This window comes from Vibrio sp. 1-1(7), from assembly GCF_013048485.1.
Lineage (GTDB): Bacteria > Pseudomonadota > Gammaproteobacteria > Enterobacterales > Vibrionaceae > Vibrio > Vibrio fujianensis.
In genome coordinates this window covers 974,405-994,253 of record NZ_VHSP01000001.1, presented here as the reverse complement: position 1 = coordinate 994,253, position 19,849 = coordinate 974,405, and the positions used below count along the sequence as shown (strand labels likewise).

The 19,849-nt window shown below is 42.6% G+C and carries 20 protein-coding genes; 5 read left to right on the top strand and 15 right to left on the bottom strand.

The features are described from left to right. Positions 1-95 precede the first annotated feature (95 nt). Together FKN05_RS04650 and FKN05_RS04645 are read right to left on the bottom strand one after the other, a co-directional pair. Positions 96-1,112: a nuclear transport factor 2 family protein gene (locus FKN05_RS04650; RefSeq protein ID WP_170886999.1), complete on the bottom strand. Its 1,017-nt coding sequence runs from the start codon at positions 1,110-1,112 to the stop codon at positions 96-98. A gap of 62 nt (positions 1,113-1,174) precedes the next feature. After that, a complete protein-coding gene (locus FKN05_RS04645; RefSeq protein ID WP_170886998.1) occupies positions 1,175-2,470 on the bottom strand; it encodes an MFS transporter in 1,296 nt (431 codons plus the stop codon). Positions 2,471-2,808: 338 nt separating this feature from the next. On the opposite strand from FKN05_RS04645, the gene FKN05_RS04640 reads away from it, so the two are divergent. Both FKN05_RS04640 and FKN05_RS04635 read left to right on the top strand, forming a co-directional pair. Further along, a complete protein-coding gene (locus tag FKN05_RS04640; RefSeq protein WP_170886997.1) occupies positions 2,809-4,350 on the top strand; it encodes a sodium:solute symporter family protein in 1,542 nt (513 codons plus the stop codon). Between the two features lie 11 nt (positions 4,351-4,361). Next, positions 4,362-5,732 carry an L-serine ammonia-lyase gene (locus FKN05_RS04635; RefSeq protein WP_170886996.1) on the top strand — a complete coding sequence of 457 codons (1,371 nt, stop codon included), beginning with the start codon at positions 4,362-4,364 and terminating at the stop codon, positions 5,730-5,732. 226 nt (positions 5,733-5,958) lie between these two features. Here the strand turns inward: FKN05_RS04635 and FKN05_RS04630 are convergent, their stop codons facing one another. Beyond that, a complete protein-coding gene (locus FKN05_RS04630; RefSeq protein ID WP_170886995.1) occupies positions 5,959-6,618 on the bottom strand; it encodes a DUF4116 domain-containing protein in 660 nt (219 codons plus the stop codon). A 171-nt stretch (positions 6,619-6,789) separates the two neighbouring features. On the opposite strand from FKN05_RS04630, the gene FKN05_RS16810 reads away from it, so the two are divergent. The 3 genes from FKN05_RS16810 (at position 6,790) to FKN05_RS04615 (ending at position 9,136) form a co-directional block, all read left to right on the top strand. Continuing rightward, positions 6,790-7,839, top strand: coding sequence for a WYL domain-containing protein (locus tag FKN05_RS16810; RefSeq protein WP_170886994.1), 1,050 nt, complete (start codon positions 6,790-6,792; stop codon positions 7,837-7,839). Positions 7,840-7,920: 81 nt separating this feature from the next. Next, positions 7,921-8,496, top strand: a complete 576-nt coding sequence (locus FKN05_RS04620) for a hypothetical protein (protein WP_170886993.1) — start codon at positions 7,921-7,923, stop codon at positions 8,494-8,496. Positions 8,497-8,998: 502 nt separating this feature from the next. Then, entirely contained in the window at positions 8,999-9,136 is a 138-nt protein-coding gene (locus tag FKN05_RS04615; protein ID WP_170886992.1) for a hypothetical protein, read from the top strand. A 122-nt stretch (positions 9,137-9,258) separates the two neighbouring features. Here FKN05_RS04615 and FKN05_RS04610 read toward each other — a convergent pair whose 3' ends face one another. From FKN05_RS04610 to yiaK, 12 genes are all read right to left on the bottom strand, one after another. Then, entirely contained in the window at positions 9,259-10,464 is a 1,206-nt protein-coding gene (locus FKN05_RS04610; protein WP_170886991.1) for an MFS transporter, read from the bottom strand. 63 nt (positions 10,465-10,527) lie between these two features. Continuing rightward, the gene (locus tag FKN05_RS04605; protein WP_170886990.1) at positions 10,528-10,851 is read right to left on the bottom strand and encodes a hypothetical protein; all 324 of its coding nucleotides are present in this window, start codon (positions 10,849-10,851) and stop codon (positions 10,528-10,530) included. 10 nt (positions 10,852-10,861) lie between these two features. After that, complete coding sequence (locus tag FKN05_RS04600; RefSeq protein ID WP_099612229.1) at positions 10,862-11,731, bottom strand: L-ribulose-5-phosphate 3-epimerase; 870 nt, start codon at positions 11,729-11,731, stop codon at positions 10,862-10,864. 9 nt (positions 11,732-11,740) lie between these two features. Then, positions 11,741-12,499, bottom strand: a complete 759-nt coding sequence (locus FKN05_RS04595) for an IclR family transcriptional regulator (RefSeq protein WP_099612230.1) — start codon at positions 12,497-12,499, stop codon at positions 11,741-11,743. 7 nt (positions 12,500-12,506) lie between these two features. After that, the gene (locus FKN05_RS04590) at positions 12,507-13,151 is read right to left on the bottom strand and encodes a 3-keto-L-gulonate-6-phosphate decarboxylase UlaD (RefSeq protein ID WP_099612231.1); all 645 of its coding nucleotides are present in this window, start codon (positions 13,149-13,151) and stop codon (positions 12,507-12,509) included. Next, entirely contained in the window at positions 13,144-14,637 is a 1,494-nt protein-coding gene (locus FKN05_RS04585) for an FGGY-family carbohydrate kinase (RefSeq protein ID WP_170886989.1), read from the bottom strand. The genes FKN05_RS04590 and FKN05_RS04585 overlap by 8 nt, the downstream gene beginning before the upstream one ends. Continuing rightward, complete coding sequence (locus tag FKN05_RS04580) at positions 14,637-15,125, bottom strand: NanQ anomerase/TabA/YiaL family protein (protein ID WP_170886988.1); 489 nt, start codon at positions 15,123-15,125, stop codon at positions 14,637-14,639. The genes FKN05_RS04585 and FKN05_RS04580 overlap by 1 nt, the downstream gene beginning before the upstream one ends. A gap of 94 nt (positions 15,126-15,219) precedes the next feature. Next, a complete protein-coding gene (araD, locus tag FKN05_RS04575; protein WP_170886987.1) occupies positions 15,220-15,912 on the bottom strand; it encodes an L-ribulose-5-phosphate 4-epimerase in 693 nt (230 codons plus the stop codon). Positions 15,913-15,998: 86 nt separating this feature from the next. Further along, positions 15,999-16,973 (bottom strand): TRAP transporter substrate-binding protein, encoded by a 975-nt coding sequence (locus FKN05_RS04570; protein WP_170886986.1) that lies wholly within the window; start codon positions 16,971-16,973, stop codon positions 15,999-16,001. A gap of 15 nt (positions 16,974-16,988) precedes the next feature. Next, a complete protein-coding gene (locus tag FKN05_RS04565) occupies positions 16,989-18,275 on the bottom strand; it encodes a TRAP transporter large permease subunit (protein WP_099612236.1) in 1,287 nt (428 codons plus the stop codon). Next, positions 18,272-18,763: a TRAP transporter small permease gene (locus FKN05_RS04560; RefSeq protein ID WP_161428135.1), complete on the bottom strand. Its 492-nt coding sequence runs from the start codon at positions 18,761-18,763 to the stop codon at positions 18,272-18,274. The genes FKN05_RS04565 and FKN05_RS04560 overlap by 4 nt, the downstream gene beginning before the upstream one ends. 24 nt (positions 18,764-18,787) lie before the next feature. Then, positions 18,788-19,789, bottom strand: a complete 1,002-nt coding sequence (gene yiaK, locus FKN05_RS04555; protein ID WP_099612238.1) for a 3-dehydro-L-gulonate 2-dehydrogenase — start codon at positions 19,787-19,789, stop codon at positions 18,788-18,790. Positions 19,790-19,849 lie beyond the last annotated feature (60 nt).

Genomic DNA, 19,849 nt, shown 5'->3' with positions numbered 1-19,849 from the left:
ATACCTCTTCCTTGAGGTACGCTTGAGAGCATGCCACCTTAGTTGATAGGAGGCAGGCGACATAAAGGCGGTTGGAACATTCGCCCTTGAGATTTTTATAGAGTAGGGTTTAGGATCTGTTGAGTACGTTTGAAAACGTCTAAACCTTGCTGCTTAAGCCAGTATGGTAGATCGATCAATACCCAGTTTTCGGAGAGTTTATCGCCGTCGCGATAGTAAACATCAACGACTTGCATATCAGCACGCACTTCGCCTCCAGTCATGCCGAGGAATCCGCCGATCGGTGTATTTGATAAGTTTGGCCAACCGAAGAAGCAAGCAAAATTACCTTCAGCAAAGCGGCATACGTGGCCATTAAATTTCTTATCTTTGAGGTTATTGCGAAATGGGAGTTGGTGCTGCTGTTGATAACGAGGAATCGTGTAGGAGGCACCAATACCACTCGGACCATACCAGATCATATTTTTCGACCAGCTTTTCTCTAATACTTCAGGTGGACAACCCATCGCACCGCTATCGTTAAGTGCTGATAGATCATCCACCATTTTGTTGACGAGAGCTAGTGTTGCTATACCTTTTTCAGGATCCGCATCTTCAAATAGTAGCCCATCATGGTTACGGGGACCAGGATAGACAAAATACTTGCCCGTTGATGGTGGCAGTGGGTAGCAGCCCGCTTGTTCCATTGCTCCAAGAAGATCTAGGAACAGACCCGTTTTAGTGATCTTGCCGTTTTCAACACAATTAAACTCAGCGTAACGGATATTCATGATTTTGCCTGTTGGACGCATACCGAGATATTCATTATCGAATAGGCCCATAAAGTGTCCCATACTCATTATCCAGATTTCGCCCGCCGTGACTTCATTTTCACCCCCGATAAAGATATCTTGACGGCGTTGCATACGTGTCATTGATTTCATCAAGGGAGCCCAGAAAACATCAGCTGCGGCTTGAGCACCTTCTTGCTCACGGAATGGGTATACACCACGCCATAGATAATCTTCCGATGTATGTGATTTTAGTACTTCGGCAACGTTCTCGTAAGTCGCATTTTCCATAGCATTAAAGTAATCACGAACAACACGCTTCGCTTCTTGATATTTAGACATAATAAACCTTCTTATTTACTGTGAGTCGGCTGTGTAAGCTGACTTGAAATTAGGAAATTCAGTTAAGCTCTTGCAGCTTCAGTTTTTTTGCTTTTATCGAATACACCGCCTTTAAGTGTTTCTGGTAGTGATAACCATAATAAACCAGCAGCGATCCATACAATTGGGGAGCCCCACATTGCTGTCTGTAAGTCGGTACGTTGTTGAATGAAGACCAAAACCATAGGAGCAAACATGCCGATAATCCGTCCACCGTGGAACAGGGCTGCTCCAAAGCTGCGTAGGTGTGGTGGGAAAAGCTCGGAGAAGTATCCTCCCCATACCGCTGAAGAAGACAGGCCAAAGTTATAGATAAGGCCAAGCAGCGCGAGCATGTTAAGGCTGCCGATCATCACATCACTTGGAGCGATGAAGAAGATTGAGACCATGATACCCGCAAGAATAAAGCCAAAGGCATTCACTTTACGGCCAAACTTATCCGCAATCGCCCCCCATACCCATGCGCCAAATAATGAACCAAATGCTGAGATTGAGAAGATCAGACCGATGGTTGCACCATCAAACTGACGTACTTCTTTGAGATAGGTGGTAACAAAGCCTGAGAAAAATTGATAGCCATAAAAGTTAAGGCCAGCCAGCAGTAAGCAAGTAATGGTGAGCATACGGTAAGGTTTGGTTAGCATTTCGCCCCAAGAGCCTTTTTTTACTTTGTTTTCATTACTGCCATTTTGTGTTTGTTGTTCCTCACCGTAAGCAATCACTTTTTTATCACTCGGTAGAATAAATACCATAGCGACTGCTGCAGCTAAGGGAGGTATACCACCTACCCACATCAGACTTTGCCATGGTGCATCAATACTCGATATAAATGCGGCATATGCACCCATGGCCATAAGTGCAACTGAAAACATTGATGAAGCAAAAGCGGTCAGTTTGCCTCGAACGGATGGTTTGAATAAACCGATCATCAAACTAACGGCAACGGTAAAGTAGCCCCCAAGCGAAATGCCTACGATGAATCTCATCGCGGCCCACATGGCATAATCAGAGAACATCATATTGATGATGGTAGCCCCACCATTCAATGCAGTGATGACGATGAGGGTATTTTTTTTACCAAATGTAGTGGCAAACCATGCACAAGACAGAGCCCCTATAAGTGCACCTAATGATTGCCAAGTGTAGAATTGGGCTGTGTCAGATAAGCTAATGCCAGTATACGCCTCAACAATATATGGGCGTACGTAGTCAATTATTACAAAGTTATAACAATAAAAAAAGTATCCAACCAATATGGCAAGATAGGCTGCTACTCTTTGAATTATAGGAACTTCGCTCATGTTTTTTTTTGCGTTCATGGCCTATAAACCTCTATTTATATTGAATTTTTTCACTTTTAAACGAGTTGGTTTTATATTTTTATTACCATAATCTCGTATTCCATTAGTCTCTATCATAGTTTTTTTTCTAATTTTTTATCTGTGATTAAAATCAATTTTAAAATGAATGCGTACCCATTTGTTGATTTTTAGTGATAGAGATCCCAATAATCTTCTCGATGGACGATTTTGAATACGTTTTCGCCTATTCTGGGGATGTCTATTGTACTTTTAGCAGCTTCTTTACTTCAGTTATACCTTTGAAAGTTATGTCTAGGTAATCAAGTTAACGTTTCTAAATTGGATAAAATTTAAGAATGGTTGCGTATTCAGCATTTGTGGTGATTGTGTTTTATGTGATTACTACATTATTAATCAGCTACTTAGTAAATTATCGCTCCAGTAATAGTGGCGATTTTTCTACTGGTGGAAAGCAATTTGGTTGGTTTACGGCGGGTGTATCAATACTGGCCACTTATATTAGTGCAATGACTTTTATAGGGATGCCGGGGTGGGTATACAGCCATGGTATGGAAGCGATGATTATTCATCTCAACTATCCCATCGTGATCTTTTTTACTGTTATTTTTTTTGTCCCTGTCTTCTATCGGTTGGGATTAACCTCCATTTATGAGTATTTAGAATATCGTTTTGGCGTGGTGGCAAGAACAATCAATTCGGTCGTGTTTCTTGTCGTTCAATGTATTTCAGCTGGTGTTATTTTGTATGCGGTGGCGCTGATAGTCGTTCAGGTTCTGCCAGTGAGTATTGCTGAGGCGATTATTTACATCAGCATTTTTACCGCTTGTTATAGCTATGCTGGCGGTATCTCGACGGTGATTTGGACGGATATGTTGCAATCGGCGGTTCTGGTCGTTGGCAGTATCACTATTTTTGTTATTCTGCTTACCCAGATTAATTCTGTTGATCTTATATCTCGTGAATCTTTGAATATAATTAATTTAGAATTTGATTTGGGAGTAGATACAACGCTTTGGGCGGGAGTTTTGGCTGTAAGTTTTTTGCATTTGAGTGTGTACGGTACAAATCAGTTGATTATTCAGCGTACTCTTGCCACAAAATGTGAAAAAACCGCGCAAAAGTCGATGCTACTGTGTGGATATGGCGCTTTTTTTATTTATCTCTTTTTTGCCGTGCTTGGTGTTCTACTAAGTGTCTTTTATCAAGATCAGGTCTTTGAAAATAGTAACGAAGTGATCCTAGATTTTATCTTTAATCACACGACTCCAATTGTTATCGGATTAGTCATTTCTGCTCTGGCCGCTGCTGCTATGTCAACGCTTGATTCAACGTATAACTCAATGGCAACGGTAGCAACGTTTGATATCTATAAACGTTTTATTCGTCGGCAGGCTACTGATGCTCACTACGAAAAAGTGGCGAGAACAATGAGTTTACTTGCCGCGGCACTCGTTGTTGTGCCAGCGTTATTAGCGATCTCGAATGAGTCGGTACTTAAAACCATTGCCAGTTTAACCTCGATCTTTGTCGGTATTCGTCTGGGCTCCTTTGTGCTTGGTTTGTTTTGGGTTAAAACCAATGAAAAAGGCGTGATAATTGGTAGTGTTATGAGCATGTTTGCGGTCATTACTGCCAGAGGTTTTGATATCGCGTGGCCTTGGTTTGCGCCGATTGGCACGCTTATTTTCCTTTTGTTTGGGGTGTTAGTTAGTCGTCGTTGGGGAAAATTGACAGCCAAACAGCATCTTTTTATTCGTAATCAAAAACATCTTTTTTCTAGACCAACAGCAAGCCATTATGGGTTGTTGGTCTTTGCGGTTGCAACCATTATTGCTTGTATGGTTCTTCCTGATTGGCTTTATGCTGCATTATATTAATAGGTTAGTTTATGCTTTCTATCTTTGATATTTATAAAATTGGTGTTGGCCCTTCCAGCTCTCATACCAATGGCCCAATGATCGCGGGTTACCACTTTACTCGTTTGATTGAACCAATTTTGGTAAACGTGGTTCGTATTCAAGTTGACTTATATGGTTCACTTTCATTAACAGGGATCGGTCATCACACCGATCGAGCGACAATTTTAGGTCTATTGGGTAACAAGCCAGATACCATCAAAATCACTTCGGCCAATAAGGCTATGTATAGAGCAATTGAAGAGGGTATTTTGCTCGTTGATGGTCGGTATGAAATCCCATTTAACTATAAAACTGACATGTTATTTCATGCAGGCAATTTACCGCTTCATGAAAATGGTATGACGATTACCGCGCTTGATATACAAGACAATATCATCGGTTTCGAAACTTATTATTCAATAGGCGGTGGCTTTATTGCGACCGCCGATGAGCTACAAAGTTGTTCTACTACTTCACTGGTTGAAGTTCCTTTTCCGTTCTCAAATGCGGTTGAATTGCTGGCGCAAGCTGAAAAAAATGGCATGAGCCTTGGTAGTATGATCCTAAAAAATGAACAATTGTTTCATGATATTGAAACAATTGATCAACGAGCAGAACAAATTTGGCAGGTGATGAAACGTTGTATGGAGCGAGGCTTCGAGACAGAAGGCATATTAGATGGTGGTTTGAATGTGGTTCGCCGAGCGCCAAGTTTGTTAAAAAAACTCGAAGCGAACGTAGCGGTTGAATGTGATCCACTGGAAGTGATGGATTGGATTAACTTGTTTGCTTTCGCAGTCAGTGAAGAGAATGCTGCTGGTGGTCAGGTAGTAACATCACCCACTAACGGTGCTGCGGGTGTAATTCCAGCTGTGTTGATGTACTACCATCGATTTATCAAAGCGCTAGACATGAAACAATTGAAAGACTTTCTCGCTGTATCAGGTGCGATTGGTATCTTATACAAAACTAATGCATCGATTTCAGGAGCTGAAGTCGGATGCCAAGGTGAAGTTGGTGTATCTTCTTCAATGGCGGCAGCAGGTTTGACGGCTCTGCGTGGCGGGACTAATGAGCAAATCTGCGTTGCAGCTGAGATTGCTATGGAACACTCATTGGGCATGACTTGTGACCCAATTGGTGGCTTGGTGCAAGTTCCGTGTATTGAAAGAAATGCGATGGGAGCGATGAAAGCGATCAACGCTTCGCGCATGGCATTAAAACGCAATAGTAAATGTTTGATCTCGTTAGACAATGTAATTGAAACCATGTACCAAACTGGTAAAGATATGAATAAGAAGTATCGTGAAACCTCACAGGGTGGCTTGGCACTTATTCACCTTGCTCCGCCTTGCGAATAACGCCGTTACATTGATTTTTATAGCTTCTTCGACGGTCAGGTTAGATAGTGGGTTGAGGTGACTAAATTCACCGTACCACTACAGTTTGAGGAGGAGGATTCTGTAAAATCCATCAAACACATACCATTCCGCAATATCCAACAAGTGGCATTGAAGCGCTAGACGCCCGGAAAATGCAGGTCGATGGGGCTAACCAGGCCACGTAATTTAAATGGGGGGTTATTCTTTAGAAATAGTGCCAGCGACATCCGTTTAATTTTTTCGCGATAATGCGCTCACAATGTGCATCCCAAAGTGAGTCGGGAACACACGCACGAGCATTGTTATTGCGGCAGAGTGCTTCGTAACACATGGGTTTATCAATCAGTTCATTAGGAACATATTTAAGCAAGGTCCCATCACTAGAAAGTGCATCAAAGCACAGATCATAATTCTTCATGTCCTGCGGTATCCACTTTAAGAAAACGCCGTTTAACTTAATGAGCTTTTCGTAATGCCACTGATTGAGTAAGCATTTCGGTAATATCCTGTACACCTGTTTATATTTTTCTTCGCAGAAGGACCAAAGTGATGTTCTTTCCAGTGATGAAAATATGAAATCGATGAAATCTTGGTCGAGATGTTTTTCGGGTGCATAAATCAGGCTTGCAAACTCACTACTAGCCGCGAGTAAACAGAGTTCTCGTGTTCTTAGGTGTTCAGGAACATGCTCCAGTTGCATTCCGCATTGGTATACCGCTCTAAATATGATTTCCAACGTCATTTTTTCAGGTTTTAAGAGTTCGAATGAACAAATGTTATCCTCCAAACGTCGGAAGATTTCGATGGTTTGATTCTTCGAATCCATTGATGATGGTGTGGCGGTTGGGGCGATGGAATTGTTCATGGTGTTTTACTCCTTTGGTGTGTTAGGCGTATTTTTGATCATCTCCTTGCTTGAAAATACACTGAAACGCTCATAAGCGTCATATCATGGCGCTTATGATTTGCTGAGGGTAAAATGCCGTGTATATTGTCCACTTTATTTATAATAAATGGCGTTATTTCAATGGGCTCGGTGAGTAATCCTTGCACGGTGAGAAAACTGGCAATTCTTGCCAAGATGAGTCGTCAGCCTGTCACGGCTCCACAATTAAAAGAACAACTTGCAGCAGAGAATATCAATGCATCTTTGAGAACGATTCAGCGTGATTTGGTTGATTTGGCAGAGCAATTCAACCTTGTTGATGATGGAAGCAAACCGAAAGGTTGGTATAGCGATCTGAAACAAAGTACCTCGTTTGCGACTTTCGATCTAACGACAGCTATCACGTTCATCATGGTTGAAAAATACCTCTACTCAATGCTGCCAAGCCCCATGCAAGAATCACTTAAAGGGTATATTCAAAGAGCCAAGGCGTATTTAGTCGAGAATAATCTTCGCAATCAGCGTCTTTGGGATCAGAAGATCATCGCAATGGCTAAAGGATTTCAATTACTCCCTTCGCCACATGTCATCCAACAAAATATGGAAGTGCTCTATCAGGCAGTATTACAAGAAAAATGCTTGAGATTAGATCACCAGACCATTCATCAAGAGAAGCCGACTCGCTACGATTTTCATCCTTATGGCGTTGTCATTCGGGGGGAGAGAAGTTATTTGGTAGGACGTTTTGATGGTCAACGACAAACGGTGAAACTACTGACACAGCGTATTTCCAATCCGACTATCTCTAAATTGAATGCGCAAGTCCCATCTGATTTTAATCTTGAGCACTATATAAACTCTGGTCAGCTTGATGAACCGCGACAACCGCAAGAGAGAGGCTTGACTAAACCAATTGCGGTTAAATTGTGGATTGATGGTGTTCTGAAGAAACTACTTGAAGAAACGCCGCTTAGCGCCGATCAAAAATTTAAAGACTACCACGGTGATTATCTGGTCATGGCAAAGGTTTACGACACCCTAGAGTTTCGCAGTTGGTTATTATCAATGTGTAACCGAGCGGTTTTACTTGAGCCGTTGCAACTCAAACAAGAGATAAGAGATATTTTGCACAATGCAGTTTGTGATTACGATACGTCATCTCATCGTGATGCGATAAAAGATGCTCATCAGAACTACTGAGCATCAAGTTGTCATCAAGGATATACACAGTTTTTTAGCGTTGTACCCTAACCAATTTGTATTAAGTAGGAGATTTCCATAATGTGTGAGAATCATTCATTGCTTAGAGTGATTAAGGACACTGCTGTTCGTCTAGAAGCGCACTTAAATATCTACAATCCGGCAATTAACAATGAGAGGAATGGTATTCCCGAAGCAAATCTGACTGTTCATTTTGCTCATCAGTGTTTACGAAGAGATTGGCTCGTTTACCCAGAAGCAAGTAATGTCTCGCATAATGCCGATAGCCAAAATCCGATTCGAGTTGACTTACATGTTATATGTGAAGCTCAGTTTATTCTCACCGTTGAATCCAAGAAGTTTCATTCTGTGGAGAAGGCAAAAGAAATAATCTCAGATTATCAAAGAGCCCAGTCTCTTCATTACCCACACCAGTACAAAGACCTACCGCACTATGTTTTGCTCTTAGCAATAACAGAAGATCCTAACTATGAAAACTGGTGGTGTAATAGCGAAAATTGGTACAACAACGCGGCGGTCTGGAAAGAACTTGCCAATATTTTGCAAAACGGTGATATGGCCCTATCGTCTTTTCCGATGCACACAGACGAAAAAACACATCATTTGTTGTACGCGATTTCAAAAGTCGCTGAGTGAGATTGCGATTTAGAATACGGCTAAGTTTTGTATATCAACGCCAAAGACGGTGAGCAAGTAAGCATCTTTTTCCACCAAGCCATCTCGACAATACAGTCGAGTAGATGGGGGGATAAACGATAAGTGATTAGGTGTGGAGCCTTGGTTTTAACCTTATTGTTTATTCCTTTTAAATAGCCTATAAATACAATGAGTTACAATAGGCGTTTTTTAACAAGATAAAAATTTGATTGTTAACCTAACTAACGGTTGTCACTTGTTTTTATTGATTTATTCTATGTTCACTGCCGCACAGGCAGCTTAGCAAAAGAGAGCCACCGATCATGCAAAACTGATCCATTTGGTATCATTCCTTTGTTTTTTATCCGAATAAATTGGAACCATGTTTTATCTTAAGGGCAATGGGTTACTAATTGTGTGATAAAACACCAAAATGTTTTGACCTTGGTCACAATTTGGTGCAAAGTTAGTCTTGTTTTACATTGAGATGAGAGTAAAGGGCATGAATACTGCAACAATTAGCAATCAAAGCCACCAGATAGCACGGAAACCTTCTTTTTTAAATGAAGTCTTTTTCTTTGCTAAAGCCAGTGTTGTTATGACGGCTATCGTCTTACTTGTGGCGTCTGCTTGGGTTTAATATTAATGGACTTCGGTCTATCGCGACTATCTACTACTTGCTTTACTTATATCATCGATATGCTCGGGGAAGCGCGCCCCTGCAGCGTGAAGTCGGAAGGATATCGAGAGGTTTATGGTGGCTTAAGATTCACCCTGTTTCTTTAAGCTCGACCAATATAAAATAGTCATGATTAGATAGACTATAACGGGCGTAATATAGCTAGTGCTTAACGAAAAAATGTCAATCAAGCTTGCCTGTAAGAAGGGTAATATCACACCTCCGATTGAACACATAATCAAGATAGCGGCACCTTGTGAGCTATATTTACCTGATGCATGTAGCGCTTGTGCGTATATGATAGGGTAAAGAGTGGCATTGCATAGTCCTACCAATAACAATAGAAAACCTACCCATTTTGCTTGTGCAAACAACGCAATAACACTAATCAGTACAGCGATAAGACATGCAAGCGTGAAAAGGACATGTCGGTTAATTAAATAGCCGAATTTCGCAAATAGCAAACGGCCTACAAACATACAGATCCAATAAGCACTAATAAATTGTGTCGCTTTAATCAGGCCCAAACCTCCGTAGTATTCGTCGGCGAGGTAGATAATGGTAAAAGTGCCAAAGCTGACTTCGACACCAATATAAAATAATAGCACCGCCGCGAGCGTCATAAACTCTCGGTTGCGTACTAAACATGCAAGGCCTTGCCAAAAGCCGGAGAGCTGTTTAGGTTTTATGTCAGGCAAATCAATGTTATTGAAAAGTACCAGTAGCCCGGCAAAAAAGCCTGCAATAAGCAAAAACAGGGTGGAAACATGAAGTGAAGTTTGTTGGATTCCGATGGCCGTTGCTGCAACCATCACTCCAGTTAGTAGTAGTGGGCCAAGAACGGTTCCAACGGAATTTGCCGCCGTCGCAATACTTTGCCTAATGACACTTTTATCTGGTGTAGATAGTAGCGATACGTAAGGTGAGCTGACTACTTGAATGGCTGAGATTCCTGATGCCATCAGTAAGATTCCCAATAAGGTTGGATACAGCGACTCCGTTCTGACAAGATAAGCCATGACCAAGCAGCCCGCAAAGCACCAGCAAAGACAATATTTCATGGTGGTTCGATAACCGAACTTCGCCATAACGAAAGAAGTAGGGAGCGAAACGGTTACTCGTGTAATAAAAAAAGCCATTGGAAACAGCATGGACATTTTATAATCGAGTAAAAAGGCATCTTTATAGTAAGGAATAAGGGAGTTACTTGAAACCGTAATCACCCCCCAAATAAAAAAGATCAGTGACAGCAAGACAAGCGGAGCATCTTTTAAATGAAGAGGTAGCATTGTCTCTCCTTTACTTATAAAAAAGCAGAAGATAGCCTTCTGCTTTTTTTGGCTTTATTTAAGCTAGTCACGTACAAAGTTGATGTGGTGAACATGAATATTGTATTTTTCTACAATAATTTCGGTTGCGAGCATGCTACTTATTCGAGCATCTGAATCTAAAGCTTGGCGCATTGAAGCTTCGTCTTCGTACTCGTGTTGCATCATAAACAGTAAGTTCTTATGACTGTTTGCTTCAATGGCTTTGGGTTTGTTAAGCACGACCCCTAGATTATTTGGAAAAGTACGAATGATTGGAGCCACTTCCTTCTCCATATATTGGTAGAAGTCTTGTTTTTGTTCTTCGGTTAAATCTGCTTCAAAGAACGCGGTGCGAATAATAGTCATCAATGTGTCCTTATAACTCAAAACCAGATTGGTTGGCGATAGATTTGAGTGTTGCTTTCGCTTGAGTGATATCTTCGAACCAGTTGTCGTTTTTTGCCCACATTTCGATAACAAGAGGTGCGCGGTAGTCGATATCGGCTAATGTTTTGAAAATGGCAGCGAAGTCTACTTGGCCTTCGCCAATAACTAAATCTCGGAACTGACCATCGCTGGTTTCTGAAACGCGTAGTGTGTCTTTTAAATGGACTTGTACAAGATGATCGCGACTTAATTTCAGCTCGGTGCACACATCGTAATTCCAACCGGAGATGTTGCCTACATCTGGGTAAGCCATAAAATAAGGTGATGGAATTTCTCGCTTAAGGACTTCAAATTTACTTAACGAGTTGAGGTATGGGGTATCCATTATCTCCACGCCGAGCATGATACCGGCTCTTTCCGCTAGCTTGGTTGCTTGTTTCATTCCTTCAATAAAGCGGTGATGGGTTTCTTCTGATTGCGGTTCGTAATAAACGTCATAGCCGGCCATCTGAATACAGCGGATACCTAGTTTGTATGCCAAAGTAATCGCTTTTTCCATGATACGCTGGGACTCAGCACGAATATTCTCATCCATTGAACCAAATGGAAACTTTCGGTGTGCACTTAAGCACATCGATTGCAATGGCATTTGGTATTTTTCGCATAAGCGTCGAAGTTGGTATATCTCTTCATCTGACCAATCAAGACGGGCGCGACGCTTATCGGTTTCATCCACTGAAATTTCGATAAAATCAAATCCCGCTTCTTTCGCTTTAATTAATCGATCTTGCCAAGAAAGATCGTCTGGTAGCGCCTTTTCGTAAATACCTAATCTAAATTTGTTGTGAGAGTTGAACATGCTTTGTCCTTAAAAAAGTTGTTTCTCTATACGCGTGGTGATGTCTTGAATCTTACTTGCAATTTTTTCATACCCTAGAGCTTTCATTTTGGGTGTTAATGAAGAAACGCTGACCGCGTATACAGGAGTATTGTTTTTGTCAAAAATAGGGACGGCAACACAAGAAATACCAGCTTCGTTTTCTTCATCATCCAGGGCGTAACCGCGCGCTTTAATTTTCTCTAACGCGCTAAAAAACTGAGATTTATCGAGTATGGTATTCTCAGTTAACGGTTTAATGGTGCTGACATTACGTTGCCAATAAGTTTCTCGCACCGCATCAGTACTAAATGCTAGGTAACATTTCCCTGCGGCTGAACAGTACATGGGAGAATGCAACCCCACATAGGTTCGGGTTCGAAAGGCGGCGTTGACGGGTTCGAGTTTGTCCCTAAAGATGATATTGTCGGCATCAAATGACAGAAAATTCACGGTTTCATTGACATCATCAAGTAGCTCTAAAAGGAAGGGTTTTACGCTACCGGTGACATCTGAGTTGATCGCGGCATGACCAAGCTGTACTAACTTCATCGTGAGGCGATATTCTTTGCCAGAACCTATTTGAGCAACGTATCCTGAATCTTCAAACGTTGCCAATATGCGGTGAACGGAAGACTTATTAAAGCCAGTGCCTTCTGACACTTTTTGTAGAGCAACACCATTGGGGTATTTCCCTAAAAATTCCAGAACACTCAATGCCTTAGACAACGACTTAATTTGCTCACTCATATATGTGCTACCAATGTTTTCCTATTTCATTGTGAAAACTTTCAGCCACTTCACAACCATGACTGTCAGCTAAAGCTCGACCAGCAATAAATGACTTAACCGAAAGATTCTTAAACAAATGCAGTTCGTCAGGCACGATACCACCAGTAATGGATAGTTCAATTCCTAAATTCGATAATTCCTGCATTTTATTTAAATCTTGTTGGGTCCAACTGATACCAGCAAGCTCAGCGTCACGCGAGCGATGGTAAATGGCTTGGGTAATTCCCATTTCAATCCACGCTTTGGCATCTTCCATTGTCCAGTGGCCGTAAAGTTCAATTTGCACTTCTCCATTGAATTCATCGGTGACGCGTTTTGCTGAGCGAATGGTCTCAATATGAGCCGCAGCGCTGACGGTAACCCAGTTGGCACCAGCTTCCATTGCTAAGCGGGCCAAAATAGCACTAGCATCCGTGATTTTCATGTCACAGACGAGGGTATGATTTGGGTATTTTTTGCGGAGGATTTTTATACAGTCCACGCCATGTGCGAAAGCTAAAATAGTGCCGATTTCGATGACATCAAGTTTATCAGCAACGTGCTCGATAGCGGCGAGAGCGGTATCCAGATCGGTTGCATCCAGAGCCATTTGTAATAGTGGTTTAGACATCCATTTCATCCTCAAATTGTTTAAATAACTGAACGAGTTTTTGATAGTTGTGGTATTTTTTTTGATAAATTCTGTAGTGATTAGGGTTAGGCTCGATGCGTGATACTGATCTTGTCATGCTATGAATGCAGTCACGAAGTGAATCAAACTCGCCAGAGCCGACCATGGCTATCATCGCCGCACCTAATGCGCCTGTTTCATCAACATCTGAGATCTCGACCGTCATCCCAGTTAGATCAGCTAACATTTGCATCCATACCGGGCTCATTGCTGGGCCGCCGGTTACTTTAAGCACTTTTGCTTTCGGAAAACGTTGACGCATTCGTTCAAGGTGAAGATTGTGACAGAACAGGATCCCCTCCCAGATAGCTTGAATTAGGTGAGCTTTAGAGTGGTGTGATTGAAGACCATAGAAGCCCGATTTCAGACCTAACCCTTGATTAGAGCCATAAAGGAAAGGGACAAAATAGACAGTGCTTGCTGCTGGTTCTAATGCGGCCACTAAGGCTTGATTTTGGATGTGATCGAGCTGTCCGTTTTCACCCAAATAATCTGCAAACCATTCGTAATTTCCTGCTGAGGTCGGACTGGCTTCATGGATAATGTACTCATCGTCAATGGCGTAGTGACCGTAGACAAAAGGATAGTTATCTTTGGTCACTTGTTTTGCAATGCCTGAGGTTACCGACCAGGTACCCATTACGTAATTGAGCGCTTCTTCCGACGAATTGATTCCTGAGCAGATAGCGGTAGAGACGACATCAAATAGGCCGCCAAACACGGGAGTACCTACCGCAAGGCCCGTTTCCAAAGCGACTTCCGCGGTAATTTTCCCAGCTTGTTGTTGCGGTTTAATGATCGGAGGTAGCGCCTCCCAGATCTCTTCAATACCGAAGGTTGCCAATAATGCTTGATCGTATTGACCAGTGATGGAATTGAATAAGTTACTTTCAGAAATGTTAGTAAGTTCGGCTGCGACTTCTCCGGTTAGGCGATATCTTAAATAGTCATGAGCCATCAGTACCGCACCGATATCGTTGTATCGCCGAGCGTCATTGTCTTTAATCCAGCGAAGAATAGAAACCGGGTGTCCTGTCCAAAGCGTTTGTAACGTGCTTGGATAGGTCGACTCGGCAATACCTTGTTTCAGCCATTGTTTAACAATAGGCAAAGAGCGTGCATCGGAAGACATAATGCCATAGCCTAGGTTTTCCCCTTGTTTATCGAGTAGGTAAACCCCTTTTCCTTGAGCGGAAATACTCAACCCCTTGATGCAGTTTGGATCAACTTTCGTGGTTATTAATAATTGCCTAATAACATCAACCGCATTGTTCCAAAGGGCATCCAAATCACGTTCAACCCAGCCCTGCTGATTGTTGATAACAGTCGCTGAAACGCGAGCTAGTCCTCGTTGCGTCCCTTTAGCGTCGAATAGTGCCGCTTTCATAAAGGTGCCGCCAGAATCAATCCCGATGTAGTAGTTCATTATTTAGCTTCCAGTAATTCGTTATGAATTTTAACCACCAGTTTTCGGACGGGTTGGGTGTCATCATTTTGAATATTGGTGATATGCACGATATTGGGCGTGAACAAATAAAACTGGTTCGGAGTCGCGTGAATGAAGTTGAGTGTGATACCTTCATTTTTATAGAATTGCAGATCTCGCTGTTCTAGATAGGGTTCTGAAGCTTCGTGCTCACCGGTATCGATAGACCATGCCATGGTTTCATTGCCTTCAAGTACGATTTGTAAATCAGCATAGTATTTATGAACTTCAGGTTTGAAATTTTCCACAGGCTGTTTATCGTATTCCAGCACTACAAACCATGCTTTATTAGAATCCAAGTGAGGGAATTCGTGGCGGCCCAATGCGAGAGAAGCTTGATCAAGACTATTTAAATAGTCCAGCACATTCTGAATAACGACAGGATAAGACTGGGTTATTGAAGTAGGTTGAGTATTTCCAACTAACATGGCGTCCTCTGTTTTAGTGGGTGGGATTGAGAAATATCTGACTTAATCACTCAGCCAAGCTCTGTTTATCATCATTAGATTTCATAGAACCCCCTTACTTTTGCCCGTAGTATGCGTTTTTACCATGCTTGCGGTGATAGTGTTTGTCGAGCAATTCTGGTTGTATAATGGCTTCTGGACTGATAGCACGTGTTGCCGTTGCCATCGCTGCAATTTCTTCCATCACGACCGCATTGTGCACCGCATCTGATCCGTTTTTGCCCCAAGTAAATGGTGCGTGACCAGCGATAATGACTCCTGGCATCGCTTGCGGGTCAATCGCTCGTCTATTAAATTCTTCAATAATGACTAACCCTGTGTTCTTTTCATAATCGGTCTCAATCTCTTCTTTACTCAGTAAACGTGTGCAAGGAACATCCCCATAGAAGTAGTCAGCATGAGTTGTACCTAAGGCAGGGATATCTCGCCCAGCTTGCGCCCATATCGTGGCATTGCGTGAATGGGTATGAACAATACCGCCGATGGTTGGAAAAGCTTTATAAAGCTCAATATGGGTAGCGGTATCGCTTGACGGATTTAGCGCGCCTTCGAGACGCTTTCCGTCCAGATCGATAACAACAATATCATCGACCGTCATCACATCGTATTCTACGCCTGACGGTTTGATAGCAATCACGCCAAGTTCACGATCAATTTCCGATACGTTGCCCCATGTAAAGGTAACCAGACCATATTTGGGTAACTGTAAGTTTGCTGTGAGAACGCGTTGCTTTAATTGTTTGTACATAAGTAAACTGCCATTATTTTTTGTTATAGGAAGAAAATGAAAAACGAGATTGCCCAAATGAGCGGTTTAGGCAATCGTGACAAAAGTTACTTAGCCGCAGCCTTGATCTTATTGATCATGGTGTCGCCATGTTTTTCGATGTATGCATTCCAAACCGGTTGGATTGTTTCTTGGAATGCTGCGCCGTCGACATCACGGTTTACTTGCATACCTTGAGCTTCAAGTAATGCGATCATCTCGTCTTCTTTTTCAATGCTAAGTTTGCGCTGCATCGCTATCGCTTCTGCTGAAACTTCTTCGATAATCTTTTGCTGTTCCGGACTTAACCCATTGAACTTGCGTAAGTTCATGGTAAGAACTAAAGGAGAATAAGCATGTTGTGTAAGGCTTAGGTACTTTTGTACTTCATTGAATTTAAATGAAAGTGTTACAGAAATCGGATGATCTTGAGAGTCAACCACACCAGTTTCAAGCGCGGTATAAAGCTCTGATACTGGAAGCTGTTGTGGGTTAGCACCTAGTTCGTTGAACATATCATTAAGCGCTTTAGAGTTATTGACGCGCATCTGCAGCCCTTTTACGTCTGCTGGTGTGCGAATGGGTTTTTTATTATTAGTCATATTACGGTAGCCGTTCTCGGGATATCCAAGGCCTTTAAGGCCAAATTTCTCGAAATTCGCGAGCACTTCTTGGCCAGGCTCTCCATCTAGAACTTTGTATGCAGTTTCACGATTGGGGAATATGAATGGTAGGGTAAAGGCTGCTGATTCAGGCATTAAACCGTTATAGTTATTTAAACCAACCATGGCTAGATCGACAATGCCCGCACGAGAGCCGTCGATCATCTGCTTATCGCTGCCTAGCTGGCCTTGTGGATAGATATTGACTTTAATATCGCCATTAGAACGAATTTCCACTTCTTTCTTGAAGAACAACGATAAATCTTGTTGTAAATCAGATTCCGGTGCCGCATGTGCTAGTTTCAAGGTTGTTACAGCAAGTACGTTAGCACTCATTGCGATGGTTGAAGCTAGTAACGTGATGTTTAGTAGAGTTTTCATTATGATTTTCTCCGTCTAAGGTTGACCAATGACAAATGACATTGGCACAGTAATAATGCTTGGAAATATGACAAACAATGCAAGTAGAACCATGTATCCACCAATGAATGGCAATACACCTTTCACAGCAGTAGACATTGGAACTCTAGCGACACCACACACGACGTTTAGTACGGTGCCTACTGGAGGCGTAATCAAACCTATCGAACAGTTAATAACGAATAACAGGCCAAAATAAGTTGGGTCGATGCCTGCCATTTTGATGACTGGCATTAATAGAGGTACAAGAATTAGAATCGTTGGGCTTAAATCCATCACCATGCCAATGCACAATACAAGTAGCATAATGACGGCCATTAGAAGACGAGGGCTATCTACCAGTGGGCCCAACAGTTCAGCGAGCTGCTGAGGAAGTTGTGCCACCGTAATTAGCCATGCTGCGACCATGGCACAGCCGACTAAGAACATTACCATAGCGGTTGAACGGCCTGCGTTGATAACGATGTGGTAGAACTTTTTAAGAGTTAGTTCTTTGTAAACAAAGGTTGAGATAAAAATGGCGTAAGTTGCTGCGACAACTGCCGCTTCAGTTGGCGTAAAAATGCCGAAACGAATGCCTACAATGATGATAACGGGTAATAACAGTGCCCAAACGCCGTCTTTCAGCGCTGCACGTTTGTCTGCGGTGGTTGCTTTCTCTGACGTGGCTAGATTCTCTTTACGAACAGTCATGCGCCAAATAAACATTAAAGTCAGCCCCATTAATAGACCGGGAACAATACCTCCTAGGAATAAATTTTTGATTGAGATACCTCCTGCCACGCCGACTAATATCAGAGGAATTGAAGGAGGAATCACTGGGGCGATAATCCCGCCAGAAGCAAGCAGGCCCATTGACGGTGCTTCAGGATATTTCGCGGCTTTCATCATTGGATAAAGAATACTGACTAGGGCGGCTGCATCTGCGACTGCTGAACCTGATAGCCCTGCAAGCAGAACCGACGTCATAATGGCTACGTAACCTAAACCTCCTTGACGATGCCCGACATAAGTTGTTGCTAAGCGCACGATACGCTGTGATAAACCACCTGATGCCATCACTTCACCGGCAATGAGGAAGAATGGAATCGCAAGCAACGTGAAGCTATCTACACCATTAATTAACGATTGCGCCAGAATATCTGGGCTAAAGAAGTCGATGTGTAGCATCAGTGCTATTGAAGACAATAGCAGTGCAAAAGCAACCGGAAGACCAAGCAAGATTGAGACAAGCAATACCGATAAGAAAATGGCGAGAGTCATGATTGTTTTTCCTCTTCTAAGCTATCTAGTTGCCAGTCTGGCTTGAAGATTCGCACCAAAGCGATGACTCCCATAAGCACACTTGACACCACGCCAGCTAAGTAAAATAACGCGGAAGGAAGCCCTGTAAGTTGAGAAATATCTGACCAGTTAGCCATCATTTGGCGATATGAACCAATGTAAAGCATGCCTACTGACATGAGCACGACGACCCAACAAAGTCGCCTTAACATGGGGACAGCCTTTGGAAATAACCGTTCTGAAAATTCCGACACAGCTAGATGTTCACCTCGGCGCAGCACAACAGCAGCGCCAAGCATGACAACCCATACAAGACCAAGGCGAGATAGTTCAACAGAGGGACGAAGACCTGATGAAAAGCCGTAACGTAATACCACGTTGGTAAACACGAGGACGATCATACACGTGAGTATGACCGCCATGATGACGTCGATGCTTTTCCAAATATTCTTAAATAAACTTTGCATAAAGCTTTCCCTACCTTAGGAGAATTACAGAGAGGTAATTTGATCCCATATGCCATCGTTAATTTCGATGCCACCGGCCGCTTTGTGTTTATCGATAAAGTGTTGAATTTCAGATCCTGCAATCATGACGGAGCCTGTTTCTGCAGGTTCAGAAGCCAGTACGTAGTCACGAATCCGTTTCATTTCTGCGTTGTAACGGCTTTCGTCCATTGTTTTACTTAGGTCGATAGCGATTAGGAATTGAGATACACCAAATTCACCGCCCATATCTTCCGTCAGTGCTGGCACCGAGTTACCACCAGTGATTGCCGTTAGCATCATGTCCAGGACAATCGCCATTGAAGAGCCTTTCCAAAAGCCCATAGGAAGGAGGCGTTTATTTTCCCAAAGTACATGTGGGTCTTTGGTGAGTTCACCGTTATTGTCAAAACCGCCAACGACAGGCAGCTCTTTATCTGCCAATACGAAGTTTTGTAATTGTCCATAGGAAAATTGAGTCATGGAGCAGTCGACAACAACAGGAGGATCGCCAGCAATCGCCATAATCAGTGGATTGGAACCGACACGATGGTCTTTTCCTCCCCAAGCTGGCATCACCGCAATAGAGTTAGTTGATGCGATACCAGCAAACCCTTCGCGTGCCATTTTTAGAACGTAAGCTCCGCCACGCATCCAGTGGTTAGAGTTACGCATGCCAACCATGCCAATACCGTAGTGACGAGCCAGTTCCATTGCGCGTTCTGCACAAATTAATCCGTTCAGCACCCCTGGGCCAAAATGACAGTCCCATTGCTCTAACGCTCCCATACTATTAACGCATTCTGGTTCAGCATTAAGCTTGATTTGTCCTTTATCTACTTGCTCGATGAACACCGGAAAACGGTTAATACCATGTGAATAAGTTCCTTCGTTCGCCATCTCAACAAAACCTGCCGCTAATTTAGTTGCCATATCAGGTTTCATGCCGCGAGCTAAGAGGATGCGTTCATATTCTTGTTGTAATTTTTCTATAGATACTAATGGCATTTGCGCTCTCCGTTTAATTAAGTTCCATAATACGGAATTTATTATCACTAATATTCCAAA